Here is an 18,583-nt window from a genome sequence, read left to right as displayed (position 1 = left end):
GAGCGAAATCCTATGAAACGGAAATTATACCATCTTGTCCTGGCTGTCGTCGCGCTGTCGTCCTGCGGGGACGATAGCGCGGAGCCGCCGCACGGGGAGACCGCCCGGACGATAGAGCTCAACGCGCGTACGGAGGGGCGGAACGGTTCGGCGGGAAGCGGCGTGGAAGCGGCCGGGAACGTCGCGCGTTTGCTGTTTTGGACCGAAGCGACGTTTCACAACCTTTGGATGAAAGAGAGTACGGCGGACGCCCGACCGGACGCCGAAGCCGTATTGCCCGAAGCCATCGACAACTACAATTACGACGGCGGGCGCGTCTTCTCCACAGGTGTCCGGTATCTGGGGGCCAACGCCCCTTACCATGTCACGGGCTACGCCCCCGGCTACGCCCTGGCCCCGGTCGCGGAGGGTAATTATGTCAAGCTGAAGGTGGAGGAGAGCCGGCGGGACGGAAAAACCGATTTCCTCTCGTGCGACGGCAATGCGGAGCATATGGGATGGACCGGCAATCCGTTCACGCGGAAGGAGCACGAGCTGAAATTCCGCCATCTCACGGCCTGCATCTCGTTCGAGGCCCGGCGCAGCGCGCGGATGCTGAACAAGGTGGCCGTGAACAATGTGGTGGTTACGGTGGCCGAATCGAACGGATTGGAAATCCCGACCGCTTTCGAACGGTACGTGCAGCGGGGGACGGAGGAGAAGGATGACCGGAGCACCTACCGCATATCGGAGGCCGGGCCGCAGTCGGGCGGCATAGAATTGTCCTCGCCGGACGAAAACTATATCCGGCAGGACGAGCGGAAGGAGATCGGCGCGTGTTACGTGGTGCACGGGCTGGAAAAGGTGGAAAACCGGTTTGTCTATGATCCGTTCGAGGAATTGGCGGAAACGTCCGCAGAGAAGTCGCTGACGATCAATGTCGCGGCCGATTACTCGCTGATCGTCGTGAACGAAGCGGGCGAGCTGGGATATCAGTTTCTGCGGCGGGCCGAGTGGGCGGACCGGACGGTTTCAATAGCGACGAAAACCGGCGGGATGTTCTATCCCGGCTACCGTTACGAGGTACTCATCACGTTCGACAGCGATGAACTGCTGCTGGAAGGCAGGAATATCGACTGGGAAGACGGAGGCGAACACTATCTGCCGGTATATCCCCCCGGGACCGGCGACGAACAACGATAACGGACCGAATAAAAGCGATATTATGGAAAAGAGATACCGATCGGCCGTTCCATGCGCATTGGCCCTGTGCCTGGCGGCGGCCGCATGCCGGGAGGACCCGGCGGCGGACTTCGGACCCGGCGGCGGTGCGCTCCGGCTGGATGCGCGGAAAGAGGAGATCGTCACACGGGCTGCGGGCGAAGGCCGTATGTTCGATGCGGGCGTCCGGTTCCGCATCTGGGCCTGCCGGAGTGGCACGACGGACTCCGCGGAAGGTTTCCCCGCGGGGGGCGTTCCCGGAAAGGAGTCCCTGCTGAGAGGCGGCTTGCACTATATCTCTCTGGGCGAAGAGTACAACGGGAAGCTGCACGGGCCGAAGGATTTCTACGGCCTGACCGATAACGTGCGGGCGGAGGACGGCGACGGTTTCCTGCCGCCCGACGAGGGTGACGTTTCCTATCGTATCGAGTTGGACGAGCAGTCCGTCTGCGGGTATCCAGACTATCTGCGGGCCGAACTGCCGTATAACGGAGAAGCGCTTCCGGGCAACATGCTGACGTTGAATTTCCGTCATATCATGTCGAAAGTGATTTTCAAGGCGGTGCAGCAGAGCGATGAGGAGATCGCCGGGGAGAATCGGCTGAAGGTGATTTCCGTCTCCCTTCGGAAAAAAGACGATGAAGCGGGTATTCCCCTGAGCGGAACATACGATGTGCTGACCGGTGAGTTTTCCGTATCGAAGCGGGGACCGCGGCTCGTCGAGCCGGAGAAGCCCGTAACGGTTCCGGTCCGCACTTCGGGGCAGTTCGACGCGGAGGCCGTCCAGGTGGGCGGACCCGTTCTGATCTTCCCCTCCGGCGCGGAGCGTGCCGACGGCATCCCGCAATACGTGGCTGACATAACTTTCGATGACCCTGGCGGAATATTCGGAACGGTCGGCGAGACGACCCTTTCGATTCCGGTCTGCGACAGTTGGAACGCCGGGAACCCCGAAGCTCCGTTGGAATTTCTGCCGAACTATCGGTATATGCTGGTCTTCAATTTTCTGCGCGACCGCGACAAGCGCGTGGTAACCCTCGTGCCGCAGGTATTCGACTGGCTGGAAGGCGAAGGGACGGTCGATACGCCCGGTTATCAGGAGCAGGATCTGGGGCAGCCCGTGACGTTCAACGGCGTCATGTGGGCCGACCGCAATCTGGGAGCGACCAGCGCCCATCCGACACGCAGTTACGAAGACTGGCTCAAAAGCGTGGGGTATTTCTACCAGTACGGGCGGAACATTCCCTATTTCCCGATGCCTCTCGCCAAGAAGAACGATCAGAAGGGGAGGTGGATTTATGAAGATCTGTCGGATATCGGGATTTTGAAGGAATCGCTGGTCAGCGGAGGGGAACTCACGGGAAAAAATCCGCTCTTCCCGGTGGTCGATCCCGCTTCGTGGAATCTCGGAAACGGAACGTACTATTACCAACCGGCTCGGACGACGACCAATGACGAATGTATCTGGAATCTGGGCGATGCGGGTGGAGGCCATACGTTTAGTTTCAGCTACGATGGGGCGTATTCCCTCGGGAAACTGGAGAGGAAAAGCAACGGGGGAGAGACGCCCCGCACATGGGCCGACCAGAGCGAAACTCCGTGTCCTCCCGGATGGCGGCTGCCCGCGGAGGAAGACTTCAGAGGCATTCTTCCGGGATCGGCCTATTCGGGGAACATCACGTTCAGAGTATATACGAACCTGAATAATGCCGGATCGTGGGAAGCGACGATCGACAATAAATCGCTTGAGGAACCGGATTTCGAGAAGGCTTTCAGCGAAGAGAATCTAAAAAAGATAAAGGTGCTGGAAAAGTCCGGATTGTACGATAAAAACGAGTCGGCATACAGCGGACGATTCCCTTATATTTACCGGAGAGAGATGGAGGATTTCGGCGGAGCGGATACCGAAACGTGCGAATATATCCTGAGTATGGGAGACGATGATCGGGTCCGCGTCAAGGATCGGTCCGGAGAGTTGCGAAACAACGATAAGGAACATATATACAACTGGGGCGTGGTGTACGGCATCAAACGACAGGGCACGACCAGGGCCTATCGCATGAAATGGGAAATCGAACTGGTTACGGCCGATCCGAATCCCGAAAAGAAAGACGGCGTAGTCGTCTATAATGAGCCGTTTCGGGGCGTACTGGTCATTTCGCGCTATCGGACGAGCCCGAAGGACAAATTCACACCCGACGCCGACGGGGATTACGGCGAAAGTTTGAGGTCGTTCGACTGGGACCATCCCGCCGAAGTGCTTTACCTGCCCGTCGGCGGTATCGTCAATAATTGGACGGGCGGGAATATTGCCAATGTGGGTACGGAAACTTGGTATGCGACCAATGAAACGGCGGAAGACAATAGGAAGAAAATCATGTGGTTCAAATTCGCAGGGTCGCAAACCGCCAGCCAGAGCATCATCCTTTCGGACAAATCCCCGCTGGGCGATGCCGTGCAGGTCCGTTGCGTGCGCGATCTGAATGCAGATAAACGATGACGACGATGAGGAACGAACAGCGTATGAAAACCGCGCTTTATGCTCTTCTGCTGGCTGCGGCCCCGCTCCCGGGGTGCTCGTCCGGGGAGGAGAGCGCCGCTCCGGTTCCCGGGGGAAAGGTCGAGGTGTGTCCCGTGTTGCCGGGGCTTCTCGGTTCGGTGTCCGAAAACGGCCCGTCGGTGCGGACGGCTGCCGCCCGTGCGGACGGACAGGAGGATATCTTCTTCGGAAAGGATGCGGAGCCCCTGCCCAACGGCAGTACCCTTTGGCTCCATGTGAAAGAGCAGGAAGCCGGAGGGGCGGGGGAGGAGTACACGAAGTCGTATGTCGTGCGCGATCTGGACGGAACGCGGCAGGCGCTCTATCCCTGCCGGGTGGAATACGACGAGGAGGGCAACGTCTCGCAGGTGACGGAGACGGGCGTTCCGCTCTACCTGACGATCGGCAAGACCTACGAATTCCGGGCCATGTCGCCGGCCAAACGTCTGGTGGAAACGGACGACGGGCATCAGGCCGTCAGCGTGAACCACAAGGAGTATCTGATGGCGACCGACGACCGTTATCCGAGTTCGGCGAAAACGGTCGTCCGCCTCGACGGGGACGACGGCGCGGTTCACTATGTGAAACTGAATCCGTTGGCGCACCAGACCTCCCGGCTTGAATTCACCATTCGCAAGGAGAAGAACGACCCTGCCGTCTTTTCGCTGGATGTCATGCCGCAGGGGGTGGAGGTGTCGGGCGTACAGAAGTATTACCGGATCGAGAACGAGAAACTCGGTTGGAACTGGTGCTGGACGAAGTCCCCGCAGGTGTATCTGGAAGCCAAAACGGGCGATGCCGACGAACGTTTCACCATTCGCCGCAGCGCGGCCTATGCCGACAGCTTCATCACGAACAAGAACGCTACGGAGCTGTATATCAAGTGCCCCATTCTGCCGACCGATGCGTATTCCGGGACGGTCGTCGTGCTGTTCAACCTGTCGGTGAACGGCATTCCCACCCAATATGAAATGATGCTGAATCAGAAAGTATTCGAAGCGGCCTACACCTACCATTACGTAGGAACGGTGAAGATGGAGAACGGCGTCTCCACCATCACCTGGCAGTATGTGAGCTGGAACGAAGAGTTACCCATCCTGTAAAAACGACCCGTCATGAAACGGATATGCCTTTTCGCGTTCTTTGCGCTCGTCGCCCTGTGCGGAGCGTGTACGCAAAACGATCCCGTACCGGCCGATCCCGGAGCCGTCAGCCCGGTTTGCGCCGCTTACAGAATCAGTGCCCGGGTTCTGCCGATGGCGGGCGGGGAAGCCGCTCCCGGTTCGAGGGCCCTGCTGCCGATGACGCCCGAGGAGGAGAACATGATACGCACGATCGCCGTACTCCAATTCGATTCCGAGGACAACCTCGTGCTTGTCGCCGACGGGGAGCGTCCCGGAAGCGAATCCTATTACTATTTCAGAAACCTGACCGAGGACGAGGACACGCCCAACGGGACCCCGTCGCCCGAACTGGACAACGTGCGGTTGCAGTCCGGCGACGGGCAGAGGACGACGATCTGCCTGATAGCCAACATGACCGAAGCCCAGATCGCGGAACTGATCCTGAAGGACGACGGGCGGACCCGGGTGCAGTTGTCCGATTTCCGCCGGAAAACGGTGGACATCGGGAATATTCTGACCGAGGAGGACGGAGCGGGCGACAGGAACGAGAATATCGGGCATGTAAAACAGATCTACATGTTCGGGTATTACGAAGGAGTGCTGCCCGGCACCGAAAGCGGATTGTCCATCTACCTGGGACGTATCATCGCACGTATCGAGGTGAATTTCACGATCGACGATCCCGAAGACCTGAAAAAGAAATTCTACATCGGACTGGCCAACATGGAAACGAAGGCCTATGTCTTCCCGGGAGCGCAGTCGCCCAATGCCGAGGATGCCTGGTTGGATATGAAGCCGACCGAGCGGAGCGAGGTGATCAGGACCGGGGCCTGCCAATTCTACTTTTATGCCGCTCCGCATTCGACCGATGTTTCCGACAAGGCCACCCGGTTGCAGATATGGTACGTGGACGAAGGAACCGTCCCTTCGGACGACAATGTTTCCGCCACCGTCCTGTTATGCAATAATCCGGATACGAAGCCGGAAGATGCCATGGAAGGGGACTATTATCTGAACCGGAACAGCATCTATCATGTCAATATCCATTTGAGCGAAAAGCGGGACGGTACGCCTGCCGTGCGCTCCGATTGCCGGCGACGGTAAGATCATGCGCCGGGACAAGGTCGGCAGGGCGTGGCCCGGCCGGGCCGGATCGGCCGTGCCGTTTCATCGGCGGCCTGTTTCACGGCCGGGCATCTCATGCACGAACGAACCGCCCGGCCTCGATCGAAAAAGAGCCGTTCAGATGTTCTGAACGGCTCTTTCGAACGACGGAAACCTATTCGGCCCGAACGGCTGCGGCTTTGTTTCCGGTAGAGAGTCTTTGAACGGCAGCCGGTGCGGACTGTGAGGTCCGGGTTCCCAGTACGCCGTATTCCGTCGATGTGCGGACCATCGTATAGGGACCTGCGAAGAAATCCTTGTATACGTACGGGCTCATCGCCTGGATGTAATAGTTGCTGCCGTTGCGGACATCCCAATAGTCGAGCGACGTGATCGTGCAGGATCCGCCTCCGGACAGACCGTAATTGTATCCGTAGATGGCGCCTTTCCCGTCCTCGGACGAGGATGCCTGAAGGGCCTCTCCGTATCCGAGCGATATGAGACCGCCGTACCCGGAGCCACCTTTGGTATAGACAAATCTCGGGAAGAGCGTGAGCTGGCCGCCGGTACTCAATGTCCCGCATATCTGATGGTGGATGTCGAACGTGCCGTCGGCCTTGAACTTCGCTTCGCATTCGTAGTCGTTCTTCAGGTAGGTGTATCCCCATCCGCGGATCAGGTACGTACTGTTGATCTCGCGCGGACGGATTTCGATGACGAAATCGTAGGACGTACCCGATACTTCGGACGACGCCGAGGTCACGGTCCATGTCCCGATCCATTGCCTGTAGGCATCCTGCATGTCTGCCGGCAGTGCGGAGGTCGTTTTCTCCGCGCTGAAGACCTTCGTGGTGTAATTCAGCGTCGAGGGGTCGATTCCCAGGCCCACCACGACATACTCCGTTTCATCGTACAGGTCGGAAAGAGTCCCTGTCATGTCGCCCTTCTTCAGTTCGTTCGCGGAAGCGATCGTCTCGCAGATACTTTTCCGGAGTTGCGTGTCCGACATGCCTTCGATTTCGCTCTTCCTGAACGCCCGGACGATGTACGGGTCGTCCGGATCCGTCGCGGTAATTTCGTATTTCAGCGAATTGTAGGTCGTTTCCGTAATGTTTACGGTCAGTTGGTTGTCCGAGTATTTCGGAGTGATCCGGACGTTTTTCTCGGCATTTTCCAGGTACTCTCCGCTGAACGACAACTCTTCCACGGTCACGCCGTCGATGGTCAGAGGTTCGTAGAATTTCGCACCGGATTTCGTCCAGATGAAGGGCGCGGACAGGACCTCTGCCGATTCGGTTTCGGTGGCCTCCTTGAGCGTAATCCGGAATACGCGCGAGGTAAAATTATTCAGAGCCGATTGGAATTCCAGCGGATAGGTCGCATCCCCTACGATGCAGCTCGTATAGCCCAGCAGCATATCCGTTTCCGCATCTACATAGGCTTGCAGTTCATCGGCCCAGTTCACGCCCTCATCGAGCGGATACATGCGGATGTAATTGCCGGATTTGCGTCCTTTGAGTTTTACGCATTCGGGAGTGGCCTCCATAACGATGAAGTCGGAATCCCCCTCCAGACCGCCGTTCGCCGTGCCGATTCCCTGATTGGCCCCGGTCCCGGCATCCGAATAGAAATGAATGATCTCGTTGTAGGTGTTGAACGTGAGCATCGGCCCGTTGTCCGGCTCTACGGAGTAGTAGGACTCGTCCGTCTGCGCGGGATCGAAATTCTCGCTGGCGGCGGTCACCTTGCCGTCGGAAGAGAATTTCAGGAACATCGTATAACCTCCGTAGATGCGCGATTTCTCCGGATAGAGCTCCACGCGCCACCCGTTGACAGCACCCTGAAGAACGTTCTCGGCCCGTTCGATGGCTTCGTTCATGCGTTCCGTCGCGGATTTCGGGAATTTATCCTCCTCGTTCAGAAGACAGGAGCTCAGTACGAGGGGCAGCCCCAGCAATATCAATAATCGTTTCATAGGTTTCACATTTTTTTAATACGGAACAGAATCAGATATCCAGGTCGAGTGTCGGCACGTCCTGCTGACGTCGCAGGACGATCTCGCGCAGCTTCTCCAGGTCGATACCCCAGTCATTCTCATAGTATTTATAGACGATGTCGAATTTCTGCTCGATCATCGAGCGTCTCGCGCCTGCCGTCCGCAGTTTCGTTTCCCAGGCTTCGGGCGTGTTGGTGACGTAGATCGAGGCGAGCTCCACGAACTCCTCTCCGTCGGAAGTCGAGGCGTAACGGCTGATGAACCCGTCCTGCAGAGCGCTGGTCTCGGTGGGATATACCTCCCAGCAGGAATTGCCGACATAGCGGATACCTCCGTCCGACTTGCCGACGATCTGTTCGAAATCGGACGTGTAAGGCTTTTTCTGATTGAGGATATGCCCGAACTCGTGATGTATCGTTTTGAAGTAGGAGGAGTTGAGAGCATCGACATTGCGCGGATCCAGCGTATTAAGGTTGTAGAGGGTGATTTTCGTACCGCCCTCGGCCGTACCCAGTACGATGGAGCCGTTGTTGTTGTAGGCCGGGCTGCCCACGAAGAAGAGGTCTTTCGGGAAGTTGGCCCGGATGAAGTCCCGGCTGCCGGTGATTTCGTCGTAGGCTTGCAGACAAAGATAGGAAACCAACTGCGCCATTTCGATCGAGCGTTCGTAACGCGCCGGAACCAGATTGTAGGTCATATCGGATTCCATGTCCTCGTAACGGTACATGACCCGGATATTATACGGTTCGATGAAGTTCTCGAGGAGCCACTCGTCGAAAGGCGTTTCGATCTCATAGCCGATACCCGTGATTACGCTCTTGTCGTCGAGTCCGTCCTCCGAACACGCCGTGTTCGAAAGTGCGAATACCAGTGCGGACAGTGCAAATATCGTTCTTTTCATAATATGCATTTTTTAATCTCAAATGGCGGATTACCTCGGATTGGCGGGCAGACCGCTCGTGATTACATCGTTCGGTAGCTGGATGGCCCGACGGTTGTCCCGCACTGCGAGCTTGTCGGTCACGGCGCTGACATGTCCGTCGGTGGAATCGAGCGTGCGACGATAAATTTCGATGCCGAAACGCTTGATGTCGAACCAGCGCAGACCGCAATGCAGCGTTTCGTAGCGACGCAGCATCAGCAGCGTATGGACCATGGCCTCCTGGGTTTCGTCGAGATCGAACGCAGGGTGCAGCTCCTTTTTCGGCGTAGGACCTTTCTTGTTCATATCCGACTGGTTCTGATCGGTTTCCGGCCGGTAATATTCGGTGCCGGCGGCCCACGCCGTCACGGTCTCTTCCGTCAGCGGCGTGTACGACTTGCAGGCGTTCGACAGGAAGAGGTTCATATCCTTCAGCGCGTTCGGATAATCTTTCTGCATGATGTAGGCTTCGGCCCGTGTCAGCAGCGTCTCGTCGCCCGTGAAGAGCGTGTAGACGGTGTGGATATAACCGGTTCCTGCGACGGGATCGGTATATTCGAACAGATACGGCGTATGGGGCAGCAGGGTCTTGTCCAGACCGCTGTTATATACCAGCGGCCGCACCTTCCATTCGTAGGGCGCGAAGGGCGTATTCGTGCAGGAGATGCTCTCGGTCTGGCCGATCAGCCATCCGTGGTTGTAACGGCGTCCCGAGGAGTATCCGCCGAAATAGGTCCCCGAAGAGGAGTAAGCCGTCGCCAGCAGGTAGTTGCACGGCAGGTCCGTACTGATATAGTAGGTGGCTGCCGTATTCTGGGTGGACCCGTTGTTCATCGGATATTCCAACAGCGCCTCGTAATCGCGGAGCTGGGATTCGGGGGCGTTGGTCAGCGCTTCCGAGGCATATTCCGCGGCTTTGTCCCATTTCTGATAATACAGGAAGAACCGTGCGGCGAAGGAATAAGCCGCTTTCCGGTTGAAGTGGTACTTGGGAACCGAATAGATCGCGTCGTCGATAAGCGGCAGTCCTTCCTCGATATCCTTTTCGATTTTGGCGTACACTTCGGCTACCGTACCGCGTTCGTATTTCGGGTCGAGTTCGGTTTCGGCCTTCTCCATGTAAGGGATTCCCATGTCGTCCGGATAGTTGGGATCGTACTGCTGGCAGAAAATGTTCACCAGCACGAAGTGGGCGTATGCCCGGCAGATCAACGCTTCGCCCTTGGCCGCGCGCAACTTGTCGGTCATTTCCATTTTCCCGAGAGCGTCCAGCACCTGATTGGCATTCGCAATGGCCAGATACTGCGAACTCCACGTCCTGATAAGCGATTCGTTGTTGGATTCCACGGGCGGATTCCAGGAAAAACTCTCTTCGTAGAAACGACTCCAATCGCCGTAGGTTCCGCCGTGGTCATCGACATTGTCCGAAGCCAGTTCCAATACGAACCACGGCTGGTTGCTGGCATAAGCCGAGACCAGCATGTCGATGGCCTTTTCCTCCGAATCGACCGTCGTGCGGTTGTCCGGGTTCTCGTCGAGGAAGTCATTGCAGGAAGAAAAGCCTGCGGCAAGAGCTCCGGCGAACAGAATATATGCAATGTAGTTTTTCATATCGTTTTCGTTTTTTTGATTACAGGCCGATACGCAGTGTCAGCGTGAACTGCTTGGGAACGGGAACCGCGACGCCTCCGGTGTTGAAGAACTCGGGATCCTGGCCGTTGAGCTTTTTGTCCGCGTAGATCAGAAAGAGGTTCGTAGCCTGGAACTTGAGCGAGAGGCTCGACATTTTGAGTTTCTGTATCCAGCGTTTCGGGAAGTCGTAGGTCAGCGAGATCTCCTTCATGCGGATGAAATCGCCTTTGGCGATGCGTGCCGTCGAATAGTTGTAGGCGTTGTAAGCGTACGACAGCGAGTTGTCGTTCTTCTTCTGCCGGGTCGAAATAATGGTCGGCACGTCCGTGAAGCGTTCGTCGCCGGGAACCATCCAGCGGTTCTTGAATTCGCGCGGCATGGCGTCGAGATCCGTATAGGAATCGGAGAAGACCGGATCGAGACGTACCACGTTGCCGAAAGAGTAGGTGATGAAGATGTTCAGTCGGAGTCCCTTGTAGCGGAAAATGTTGCCGAAACTACCGACGTCGGTAGGTTCCGACGGCCCCGAATAAACCAGATGGTCGAAACGCTCCTGTTCCTGGAAATTGATATTCGTCGTCGTCAGCTCGCCGTCCTCGTTGATGAAGGTCGGAATACCCTCTTCGTTCAGCCCGCGGAAGTCGTAGGAGAAGATCGAATTCACGGGATAGCCCTCGCGTGAGAATCCGATGCCCGAAACCAGATCGAAGGCGCGGGTCGATGTCTCGAACTTCGTGACTTCGTTCTTCATGTGCGAGTAGATGATGTCGGTCGTCCAACTGAAGTCCTGCGTCTGGATATTCTTCGTGGAGAGCGAAAGCTCGATGCCGCGCGACCGCATCGTGGCGACGTTGCCCAGCTTTTCGATCTGACCTCCGATGCCCTGCGTATTGATCGGTCCGATCAGGTCGTAGTTGTCGCGTTTGTACCAATCGACAGCCAGATTGATCCGGTTGTTCAGAAAACCCAGGTCGGCGCCGATGTTCAGTTCGTGCTTCTTTTCGTAGGTCAGCTCGCTGTTTTCCAGTTCCGAGAGAGCCAGTCCCGACTCCGAAGCGCCGGCCGTCGGACGCCACGGCGTCGTACTCTTGATTACCGCCAATGCGTTCGTCACCGACGGACGGTCGGCCGTCAGCGAATACGAAGCCTTCAGCGAAAGGTGCGACAGCGCAGGCTGCGCGCGCTGGAACCATGTTTCCTCGTGCATGTTCCATGCGCCCGAGATGTTCCATGTCGGCAGCCAGCGCGAACGCGTCGTCAGTCCCACGGCGTTGTTGCCCTCGTAGCGGAATGTGCCGTTGATCGTGTAACGCCCTTTGTAGGAATAGGTCCCGTTGAAGAAGAATGCGGCATTGCGGTAATAGGTCTTCTCCATCGTATAGTAATCGGTGTTGTCCTCCTTGCCTTTTTTGAAGATGAGGTAATCGTAGAACGGAATCTCTCCTGCGTCGTATTGCAGACCCCAGCCGCGGAACCACGTCGTTTCGCGGTCGATCTGGTTGGTCTCCATACCCGCGTATGCATTGATGATATGCGTGTTGTCGATGGTCTTGCTGTAAGTGGCCGAAAGGCGGAAGTCGTAGGAGAGCATCCGGTTGTCGGTCCGCTGATAGATACCGCCGGCGGGCAGTACGCTCACGGGTTCGGCATAGATGTCGTCCGGGTCCTTGTAGAGAAACGAGTTGTTGTCCCGGATCGTCGTCGTGCCCATGGCCCGGTATGCCTCGGCCTGATTCGCATTGTCGCGGACGTTGTGTTCCTGCGAGGTCCCCGAATAACGCACCGAAGCCAGAGCCGCGGCTTCGAAACCCTTGAAAGCCTTCCATTTCAACTCGCCCTGGAACTTCACGTCAGCCACGTTCAGGTCGATGTAGTTGTTTTCCAGCTCGTGCAGGATGTTGAACGGAGCATAATTGCGCACATAGAATTCATTGGGATCGAGCACGCGCGAAGTGTTCAGCGCATACGAATAGGGATTGATGTCGAAGTCGCGTTTCACCTCGCCGGTCACGTAGTCGGTCGTGGAGCCGAGAGTCCCGGGAGCTTTCTGCTTGCGGTACGACCCGTTGGTGATCATATTGAATGAAAGGGCGTCCGAGATTTTGTACGAAGCGTTGAGATTGGCAGTGTAGCGTGCGACTTCGCTCTGCTTTGTCCAGCCCGGATCGAACAGGGCGCTGACAGAGGCGTAGTAGGACGATTTTTCGGTTCCCGACGTGATGCTCACCGAATGGGAGTGCATCACCGTCGGCTGGAACAACTCTTTGAACCAGTCCGTATTCCGCCGCTCTGCCGCCTGCAGGAACGCGACCTGTTCGGCGCTGCCCTGTTGCATCGCTCCCGAATTGATCAGCGCATACATTTTGCCGTAGATACCGCTCGCCGAGGCGTTCGTGACCCGCGAATTGCCCAGCCAGCCTTTGTAGGCCATTTCCTGATAGACCGACATCTGGTCCTGGGAGTTCATCAGGTTGAAGTTGCTGTAGGAAGGGATCATACGGTACGTGAATTCGCCCGTATAGTTGACCCGGCTGACACCCGGACGGCCCTTTTTGGTCGTTACGACGATCACTCCGGCCATGGCGCGGGCTCCGTAGATCGACGTGGCCGATCCGTCTTTCAGAATATTGAAACTTTCGATGTCTTCGGGATTCAGACCTGCGATGGCCGAACCGATCAGGGTCGTGGCGTCTCCCGAGGAGAGATCCTCGGCAGAGATGTCCTGAACGTCTTCCATGATTACTCCGTCCACGACCCACAACGGCTTCGAGTCGCCGTAAATGGAGGTCGCACCGCGAACGCGGATTTTTGGAGCCGTACCGAACGTACCCGACACGTTCTGTACCGAAACGCCTGCCGAACGGCCTTCGAGGCCGCGGCTGATATCGCCCATACCGGAAAGTTTCACGTCATCGGCCACCAATTGATCGGCCGCACCGGTAAAGAGGCGCTTGTCCGTTTTGGTCATACCTGTCACCACGACTGCTTCCACTGCCTGAGCGTCGGGTTCGAGGCGCACGCGGACGTTGGGGGAGATGGCTGTTTCCCGGGTTTTATAACCTACATAGGAAATTTGCAACTTCCCCCCCCCTTCCGGGCCGGGATCTGAAGGAGGAATTCGCCCTTCAGGTCGGTTGAAGTGCCGATGGTCGGATCATCCTTGACGATGACCGTAGCGCCGATAATCGGAGCGCCGTTTTCATCGACGACCGACCCGCGTACCTGGTCGGATTGAGCAAAAGCACAACCCACTACCGCGAGTATGCAAACCAACGATAGCGTAATTTTTTTACTCATAAGCATTAGTTTTTGATAGTTTATAAAAGTAAAGCGCTTCGGTATCAAAAATACAAAATATAATTTAATACGCAAACTTTTTGTGGCATAATGTGGCCGATGGAAATACATTATATCAAAAACGAATGAAAGGGATTGCGATTTTTTCTTCAAATGTGCCGGCCGATTACGATATGGAATCACCGGATTTTCCTTTCCGGCGTCCCGGTCGTCAGTGAAAACGGTGCGGCTTGTCTGCAACGAGGTCGGAATCGGCGGTTTCGGAGAAAGAAATGGGCCGTTGCGGAGGCCGCGGCCCGGTCGTATGACCGAACGGCCGTATCGCCGTGTTTTCTTACGATCGACTGCATATCCCGCATGACGGAGGGTCCGGTGTACTTTTTCGGGCCGTAAAAGTACACCGAATAGGCCGCATGCGACATGCTCCGAACCGCATTTTCCTGCACTTCCGGAAAAAGCAAAAAGCCTTGTAAATAAAATATTTACAAGGCTTTTTGCTTTGATATCTTGCGGTGCGTAGGGGACTTGACTCTCCCCCTACACACATTGCTTTGACTTTCAAGGCCCTTTTTGCGAAGCGCATTTTGGTACACCGAATTGGCCACTACCAGTTTGCGTCGTATTTCACAATCCTTTTGGGCTTTTTTCTGAGACAGAAGAATGAAAATTTCTTTTAATGTGCAAAAATTCAAAGAATAATTCGAATCCAGTCATAACATATAGGGCAGATTCATGACGGTATTGGAATATTTTATTGAGCAATTAAAATCTACAAAGAGAGTATTCCATTAATAATAATGCGTAATTAATAGATATATAATTACTTATAATGATTTTTATATAAGTAAATATTGACTCATATGAAGTTCGGCTGTATTGTTCCCAATTTTGCCGTGTCAGTTATTATTTAGAGTAGGGTAGGATGGAACGTACGGAAGAGATTTTAGAAAATAGTTCGGGAGATTCGGCCGGATATTTCCTATATGAAACGTCATCGTAATTTGCTTTGCGGAGTTCCGATCCTGGAGGTCGGAGAAGTTTGCGACCTGTTGAAAATATACGATCGTCAACTTCGCCGTTACCATGAGCAAGGATTGCTCTCGGTTTTTTATTTCGAGATCGTCTCGTTCGAGCCGGGACTGGGATACCTCGCGGCATACCTTTACTGCGGCGGACAGTGGGAGGAGTTCTGACCTCCGCATGCATGCTTACCCCGAAGGCAGGGATACGTCCGGCCAATCGGTTCCGCCGCAAGTGAACCGCAAATCCGAAACAAAAAATCACTATGGACATGAAACCCGAGGATTTCCGCCGTGCGCTGGAAATCATCACTACGAACAACCGCATCACCGTGTCGTTCAACACGCCGGTGGACGACAACTATGCAAATACCTATCCGATTCTCATTCACGAGAGCAACGCCACCGTGCTGAAACAACTCCACGACGAAGGCTATTCGCTTTCGATGATTGAGAAAGGATTGTATGTCATGAAGTATTAACCTCAAACGACAAAAACCATGGCATGTTATAAATTTTATCAGGACACGAAACACACGATCTGGCAGCGCACGTATTTTACGATTACGGCGCCGAACAAGAATGCGGCGCTATGCCGTGCGGCCCGCATCGCAAAGAGCGACTTGAGGGTCGAGCAGGAGCAGCTTTCGGGATTCATGGTCGGAGAATCGGAAATACTGAATGATTCGTTGGAGGATTTACCCTTGGAGGACAACAATGAACAGCCGACCATCGAGATATTCCTCGACAGCGGAGAGGATGTCGCAAACAACGTTTCGGGCTCGGCATGGGATGCGTGGTGGCCGGAGCTCGACGCCGGGGATATGGAGCGGATAACGGGACTCCAACGCTCCGACTTCAGCACGGAAAAGGATTGCGAAGATTTCATCGTCGCCTGCATCCAATGGTGGAACAGCCACTCCGAAACCGAAAAAATCGCAGTCTGGAAGGAATATCGGGAATAACAAAAAACAGAAATCGTAATGAAACCATTCGAGAAAATCATGAAGCGCCCGGCGCTTCCGAACTATTACCTGCATCGCCATTTCCAATGGCCCGACACGCTGCCGGAAATCTTCGATTACCTGCGACAGCACGACGAACTGCCGTTCCTGTACGGCGGCGACAACTGGCCTTACGATGCGATGTGCGAGCGGCAACGCCGTCAGGGCGTTTCCATTTCGCAGTTCCTGACACCCGACCTTACGGCACGGCAGATGGCAGCGCTGGCCGTGCGGTCGTTCGACAACGAGAGCCGTATCGTGGACGCCTGCTGCGGCTCGGGGCAGCTCACGAGGGCGCTGATTGCCGAAGGAGTGCATCCTGCGTCGATTGTAGCGTTCGATGCCGATACGGACATGGCGGACATCTACTGCCGGCTTTATCCCGAGGCGACCGTGATGCGGAGTCTGTTTCAGGAGATAGATTTCCGCTGCGAGAACGTCATCGCCAACCCGCCGTTCGAAACGGCCGAATGCGCGGAGTTCCTGCGGTGGCTGGGTGACGTACAATATCCCGGCGACAAGGCCGTATTGTTGCTGCCGGTGGGGTTCATCGACAAGCAGCGACCCAGGATGATGCAGAACGTCGTGCGGAGGTTCTGCACTCTCTGTCGGACTCCCATGCAGGAATCGTTCGCAAGGACGAATTGAAGGGCCGAGATCGTCGTACTGCAACGGCTGTAAAGATCTGCGGGAATATTTCGCTGGTAAATTCATCTCTTTCGCCGTATCGAAACGATACGGCGAAAGAGACTGTCGTGCGTTGATCGGCTTGCCGAAGGCGCTATAAGGAATACGGCCGTGTGAAACGGAACACCCGGCTGAAAGAGCGGCTGAAGATGACTGCGGGTGGTTGAAATATCTTTACCGAATGAAAATGCCAGACTGACCCATTCTCTCAATGTGGATACAGAAAATCGCCGGAAACGTTTCGAACGTTCCCGGCAGCATCGCTGAAATCCGAATTCCATTCGGACGAACGGTCTGTCTAACACTCTTCGACTGTTACTTTTGTATATAATTTTGGTATATGATCAAGGTAACATATACCGAAAATACAGATATAAATGTCGATTTTACGAGTGTCCAATCTTTGAAAATAAGATATACTGCCATCGAAAGAATTGTCGACACAACAGCCATTCCAACACATTTCAATACTGTTTTTAAAAACTTCGATAGACTTGGATTCATAACCCTAATTCTTTTACTCTTACATAATAGGCTTTATGTATCTCTTCCCGAGAAACAGAATACTCCGTATTCGTATCGGTTGATTTAACAGACATTATTTCTTCCAACAACTGATCGACACCTCCGATAATACTTGCCACTCCAGCTGTAGTAGCCACAGCTTTCCACGTTAATGCTCCTGTTATCCATCCCAATTTTGAGCCGGCAACATATCCAATGGCACCGGCGACATCAGAGATAAGTATTCGTTTGCCAATACGCAATGTACTATTCCAGAAACGTCCTTGAAGTCGAGGATTCCATACCGTATACTGAGTATCCCAATACTCATAAGAACCATCGGCTACTCCTGCTATCCAACTTATCAACTGTTTTTCTTCGGAATTAGTGGCGCTTTTTATATAATTAACATACAACAAATTGAGTTTGTTTTCACAAGGTGTTGTACCACCGTGTTGATCTATTGTTTTTTCTATTTCATCTACATAAGAAAAAATAAGCGGAGATATTGAATTCGTACCATATACCTTTTTAATCGCATCTGTTGCAGACAGCCCCCCCCATTGATAATATGATCGACTAATTGACTCTGACGACTGTTCAAAGATACATCCAAAATATCGCACACCCACCTGTCAATATCGCCTGCCGGAGCATTATTTTTATATGCCAAACGCACGGCAGCACCATAATCGGACATCAAGCGAATAAACTCGTCTGCATTAGATGAAGAGGCCAAGACAGATGGCGTTTTATGTATTTCAATAAAATTCTCCAATATTAAATTGTGATAAACACCAACCTCCGTTTGGGATATTTCGTCTTCAACAGGCATTGAGTTTTAAGATTCTTTTTTACAAGATACACATAGTGTAATACTAAAGGAAATAATGCCTAATAATAAAGATTTTCTCATAAAATTAGTTTAAGGTTTGTTCAAAAATACAATAAATATAACATAGAACAAAAAATACAAATATTTTGCATCGGGTGATAGGTGTTCGTTACGGAAGTCTCTTTGATTGTTCCGCATAAGAGTTCCGTATTTGCCTTTTCTCATTCACACTTTGATTTTATCGGAAACGATATTTTTATCGGATGATTTTCAGGGGCATTCGATTTGGGATGGGTTAAAAAGTATTTTCTTGCAGTTATGGCGGACTGCTGAATTGATATTTTTTGGACATCCGATCTTTCACCGGACGGGTGCTTTATAACTCAATCACTTGTCCTAATAACTGGAAGGCACTACTCGCATTGAGTATATTCGACAGTAGCACAAGAAAATGAACAATGTCCGGTTACGCCGCAAGCTTGCGAAGCGCAACCTCCGGAGATGGGTTCGGACGGGCATTGAACGGATTGAGGTTGCTGGCAGCCTGCCAGTGTAAGACAAGCGCAATCGGTTTCTTGAGTACCAGCCGCCGTTATACATTCTTCATCGAGGGTTTCCCAAGTCGGTATTGTAATATTTGTGTCGCCTCCTCCTGCCTTTTGGATATTGCCCAAAGAGACGATGATTTCTTTTTTCAGTTTTAGTTTTCTCATAGGTGTT

At 54.1% G+C, this 18,583-nt stretch carries 12 protein-coding genes and 1 pseudogene; 7 read left to right on the top strand and 6 right to left on the bottom strand.

Annotated features, from left to right (window positions below):
• Positions 1-12 precede the first annotated feature (12 nt).
• From KB554_RS01200 to KB554_RS01185, 4 genes are read left to right on the top strand one after another with little or no spacing between them, the layout of a single operon-like run.
• Positions 13-1,182, top strand: coding sequence for a fimbrillin family protein (locus KB554_RS01200; RefSeq protein ID WP_211034715.1), 1,170 nt, complete (start codon positions 13-15; stop codon positions 1,180-1,182).
• Positions 1,183-1,204: 22 nt separating this feature from the next.
• Positions 1,205-3,700, top strand: coding sequence for a fimbrillin family protein (locus KB554_RS01195; protein ID WP_211034714.1), 2,496 nt, complete (start codon positions 1,205-1,207; stop codon positions 3,698-3,700).
• 23 nt (positions 3,701-3,723) lie between these two features.
• Positions 3,724-4,842: a BF2992 family fimbrillin-A clan protein gene (locus KB554_RS01190; RefSeq protein ID WP_211034713.1), complete on the top strand. Its 1,119-nt coding sequence runs from the start codon at positions 3,724-3,726 to the stop codon at positions 4,840-4,842.
• A 12-nt stretch (positions 4,843-4,854) separates the two neighbouring features.
• On the top strand, positions 4,855-5,967 hold the full coding sequence (locus tag KB554_RS01185) for a hypothetical protein (RefSeq protein ID WP_211034712.1): 1,113 nt from the start codon (positions 4,855-4,857) through the stop codon (positions 5,965-5,967).
• A gap of 175 nt (positions 5,968-6,142) precedes the next feature.
• Here the strand turns inward: KB554_RS01185 and KB554_RS01180 are convergent, their stop codons facing one another.
• From KB554_RS01180 to KB554_RS01165, 4 genes and pseudogenes are all read right to left on the bottom strand, one after another.
• Positions 6,143-7,942, bottom strand: coding sequence for a DUF4302 domain-containing protein (locus KB554_RS01180; protein WP_211034711.1), 1,800 nt, complete (start codon positions 7,940-7,942; stop codon positions 6,143-6,145).
• A 31-nt stretch (positions 7,943-7,973) separates the two neighbouring features.
• Positions 7,974-8,864 (bottom strand): putative zinc-binding metallopeptidase, encoded by an 891-nt coding sequence (locus KB554_RS01175; RefSeq protein WP_141429657.1) that lies wholly within the window; start codon positions 8,862-8,864, stop codon positions 7,974-7,976.
• A gap of 30 nt (positions 8,865-8,894) precedes the next feature.
• The gene (locus tag KB554_RS01170) at positions 8,895-10,496 is read right to left on the bottom strand and encodes a RagB/SusD family nutrient uptake outer membrane protein (RefSeq protein ID WP_141429658.1); all 1,602 of its coding nucleotides are present in this window, start codon (positions 10,494-10,496) and stop codon (positions 8,895-8,897) included.
• Positions 10,497-10,515: 19 nt separating this feature from the next.
• Positions 10,516-13,814, bottom strand: a pseudogene (locus tag KB554_RS01165) (SusC/RagA family TonB-linked outer membrane protein).
• Positions 13,815-15,099: 1,285 nt separating this feature from the next.
• Between KB554_RS01165 and KB554_RS01155 the strand changes: the two are divergent.
• The 3 genes from KB554_RS01155 to KB554_RS13235 are packed head-to-tail and all read left to right on the top strand — an operon-like array spanning position 15,100 to position 16,485.
• The gene (locus KB554_RS01155) at positions 15,100-15,315 is read left to right on the top strand and encodes a hypothetical protein (RefSeq protein WP_211034710.1); all 216 of its coding nucleotides are present in this window, start codon (positions 15,100-15,102) and stop codon (positions 15,313-15,315) included.
• A gap of 18 nt (positions 15,316-15,333) precedes the next feature.
• Positions 15,334-15,798, top strand: coding sequence for a hypothetical protein (locus KB554_RS01150; protein WP_211034709.1), 465 nt, complete (start codon positions 15,334-15,336; stop codon positions 15,796-15,798).
• An 18-nt stretch (positions 15,799-15,816) separates the two neighbouring features.
• The gene (locus tag KB554_RS13235; RefSeq protein WP_242116211.1) at positions 15,817-16,485 is read left to right on the top strand and encodes a hypothetical protein; all 669 of its coding nucleotides are present in this window, start codon (positions 15,817-15,819) and stop codon (positions 16,483-16,485) included.
• 539 nt (positions 16,486-17,024) lie between these two features.
• Here the strand turns inward: KB554_RS13235 and KB554_RS01140 are convergent.
• Positions 17,025-17,654, bottom strand: a complete 630-nt coding sequence (locus KB554_RS01140; RefSeq protein WP_211034708.1) for a hypothetical protein — start codon at positions 17,652-17,654, stop codon at positions 17,025-17,027.
• 622 nt (positions 17,655-18,276) lie between these two features.
• A complete protein-coding gene (locus KB554_RS01135) occupies positions 18,277-18,576 on the bottom strand; it encodes a hypothetical protein (protein ID WP_211034707.1) in 300 nt (99 codons plus the stop codon).
• Positions 18,577-18,583 lie beyond the last annotated feature (7 nt).

The sequence above is a fragment of the Alistipes sp. Marseille-P2263 genome (assembly GCF_018101075.1).
GTDB classification, from domain to species: Bacteria; Bacteroidota; Bacteroidia; order Bacteroidales; family Rikenellaceae; genus Alistipes; species Alistipes dispar.
Note: the sequence above shows the minus strand (reverse complement) of the source record. Positions and strands in the feature narration are given on the sequence as shown.

Excerpts from the sequence above, each read along its gene's own strand:
- KB554_RS01200 (WP_211034715.1), top strand. The coding sequence starts at position 13 with ATGAAACGGAAATTATACCATCTTGTCCTGGCTGTCGTCGCGCTGTCG.
- KB554_RS01150 (WP_211034709.1), top strand. The coding sequence starts at position 15,334 with ATGGCATGTTATAAATTTTATCAGGACACGAAACACACGATCTGGCAG.
- KB554_RS13235 (WP_242116211.1), top strand. The coding sequence starts at position 15,817 with ATGAAACCATTCGAGAAAATCATGAAGCGCCCGGCGCTTCCGAACTAT.
- KB554_RS01175 (WP_141429657.1), bottom strand. The coding sequence starts at position 8,864 with ATGAAAAGAACGATATTTGCACTGTCCGCACTGGTATTCGCACTTTCG.
- KB554_RS01135 (WP_211034707.1), bottom strand. The coding sequence starts at position 18,576 with ATGAGAAAACTAAAACTGAAAAAAGAAATCATCGTCTCTTTGGGCAAT.
- KB554_RS01180 (WP_211034711.1), bottom strand. The coding sequence starts at position 7,942 with ATGAAACGATTATTGATATTGCTGGGGCTGCCCCTCGTACTGAGCTCC.
- KB554_RS01195 (WP_211034714.1), top strand. The coding sequence starts at position 1,205 with ATGGAAAAGAGATACCGATCGGCCGTTCCATGCGCATTGGCCCTGTGC.
- KB554_RS01155 (WP_211034710.1), top strand. The coding sequence starts at position 15,100 with ATGGACATGAAACCCGAGGATTTCCGCCGTGCGCTGGAAATCATCACT.
- KB554_RS01185 (WP_211034712.1), top strand. The coding sequence starts at position 4,855 with ATGAAACGGATATGCCTTTTCGCGTTCTTTGCGCTCGTCGCCCTGTGC.
- KB554_RS01170 (WP_141429658.1), bottom strand. The coding sequence starts at position 10,496 with ATGAAAAACTACATTGCATATATTCTGTTCGCCGGAGCTCTTGCCGCA.
- KB554_RS01190 (WP_211034713.1), top strand. The coding sequence starts at position 3,724 with ATGAAAACCGCGCTTTATGCTCTTCTGCTGGCTGCGGCCCCGCTCCCG.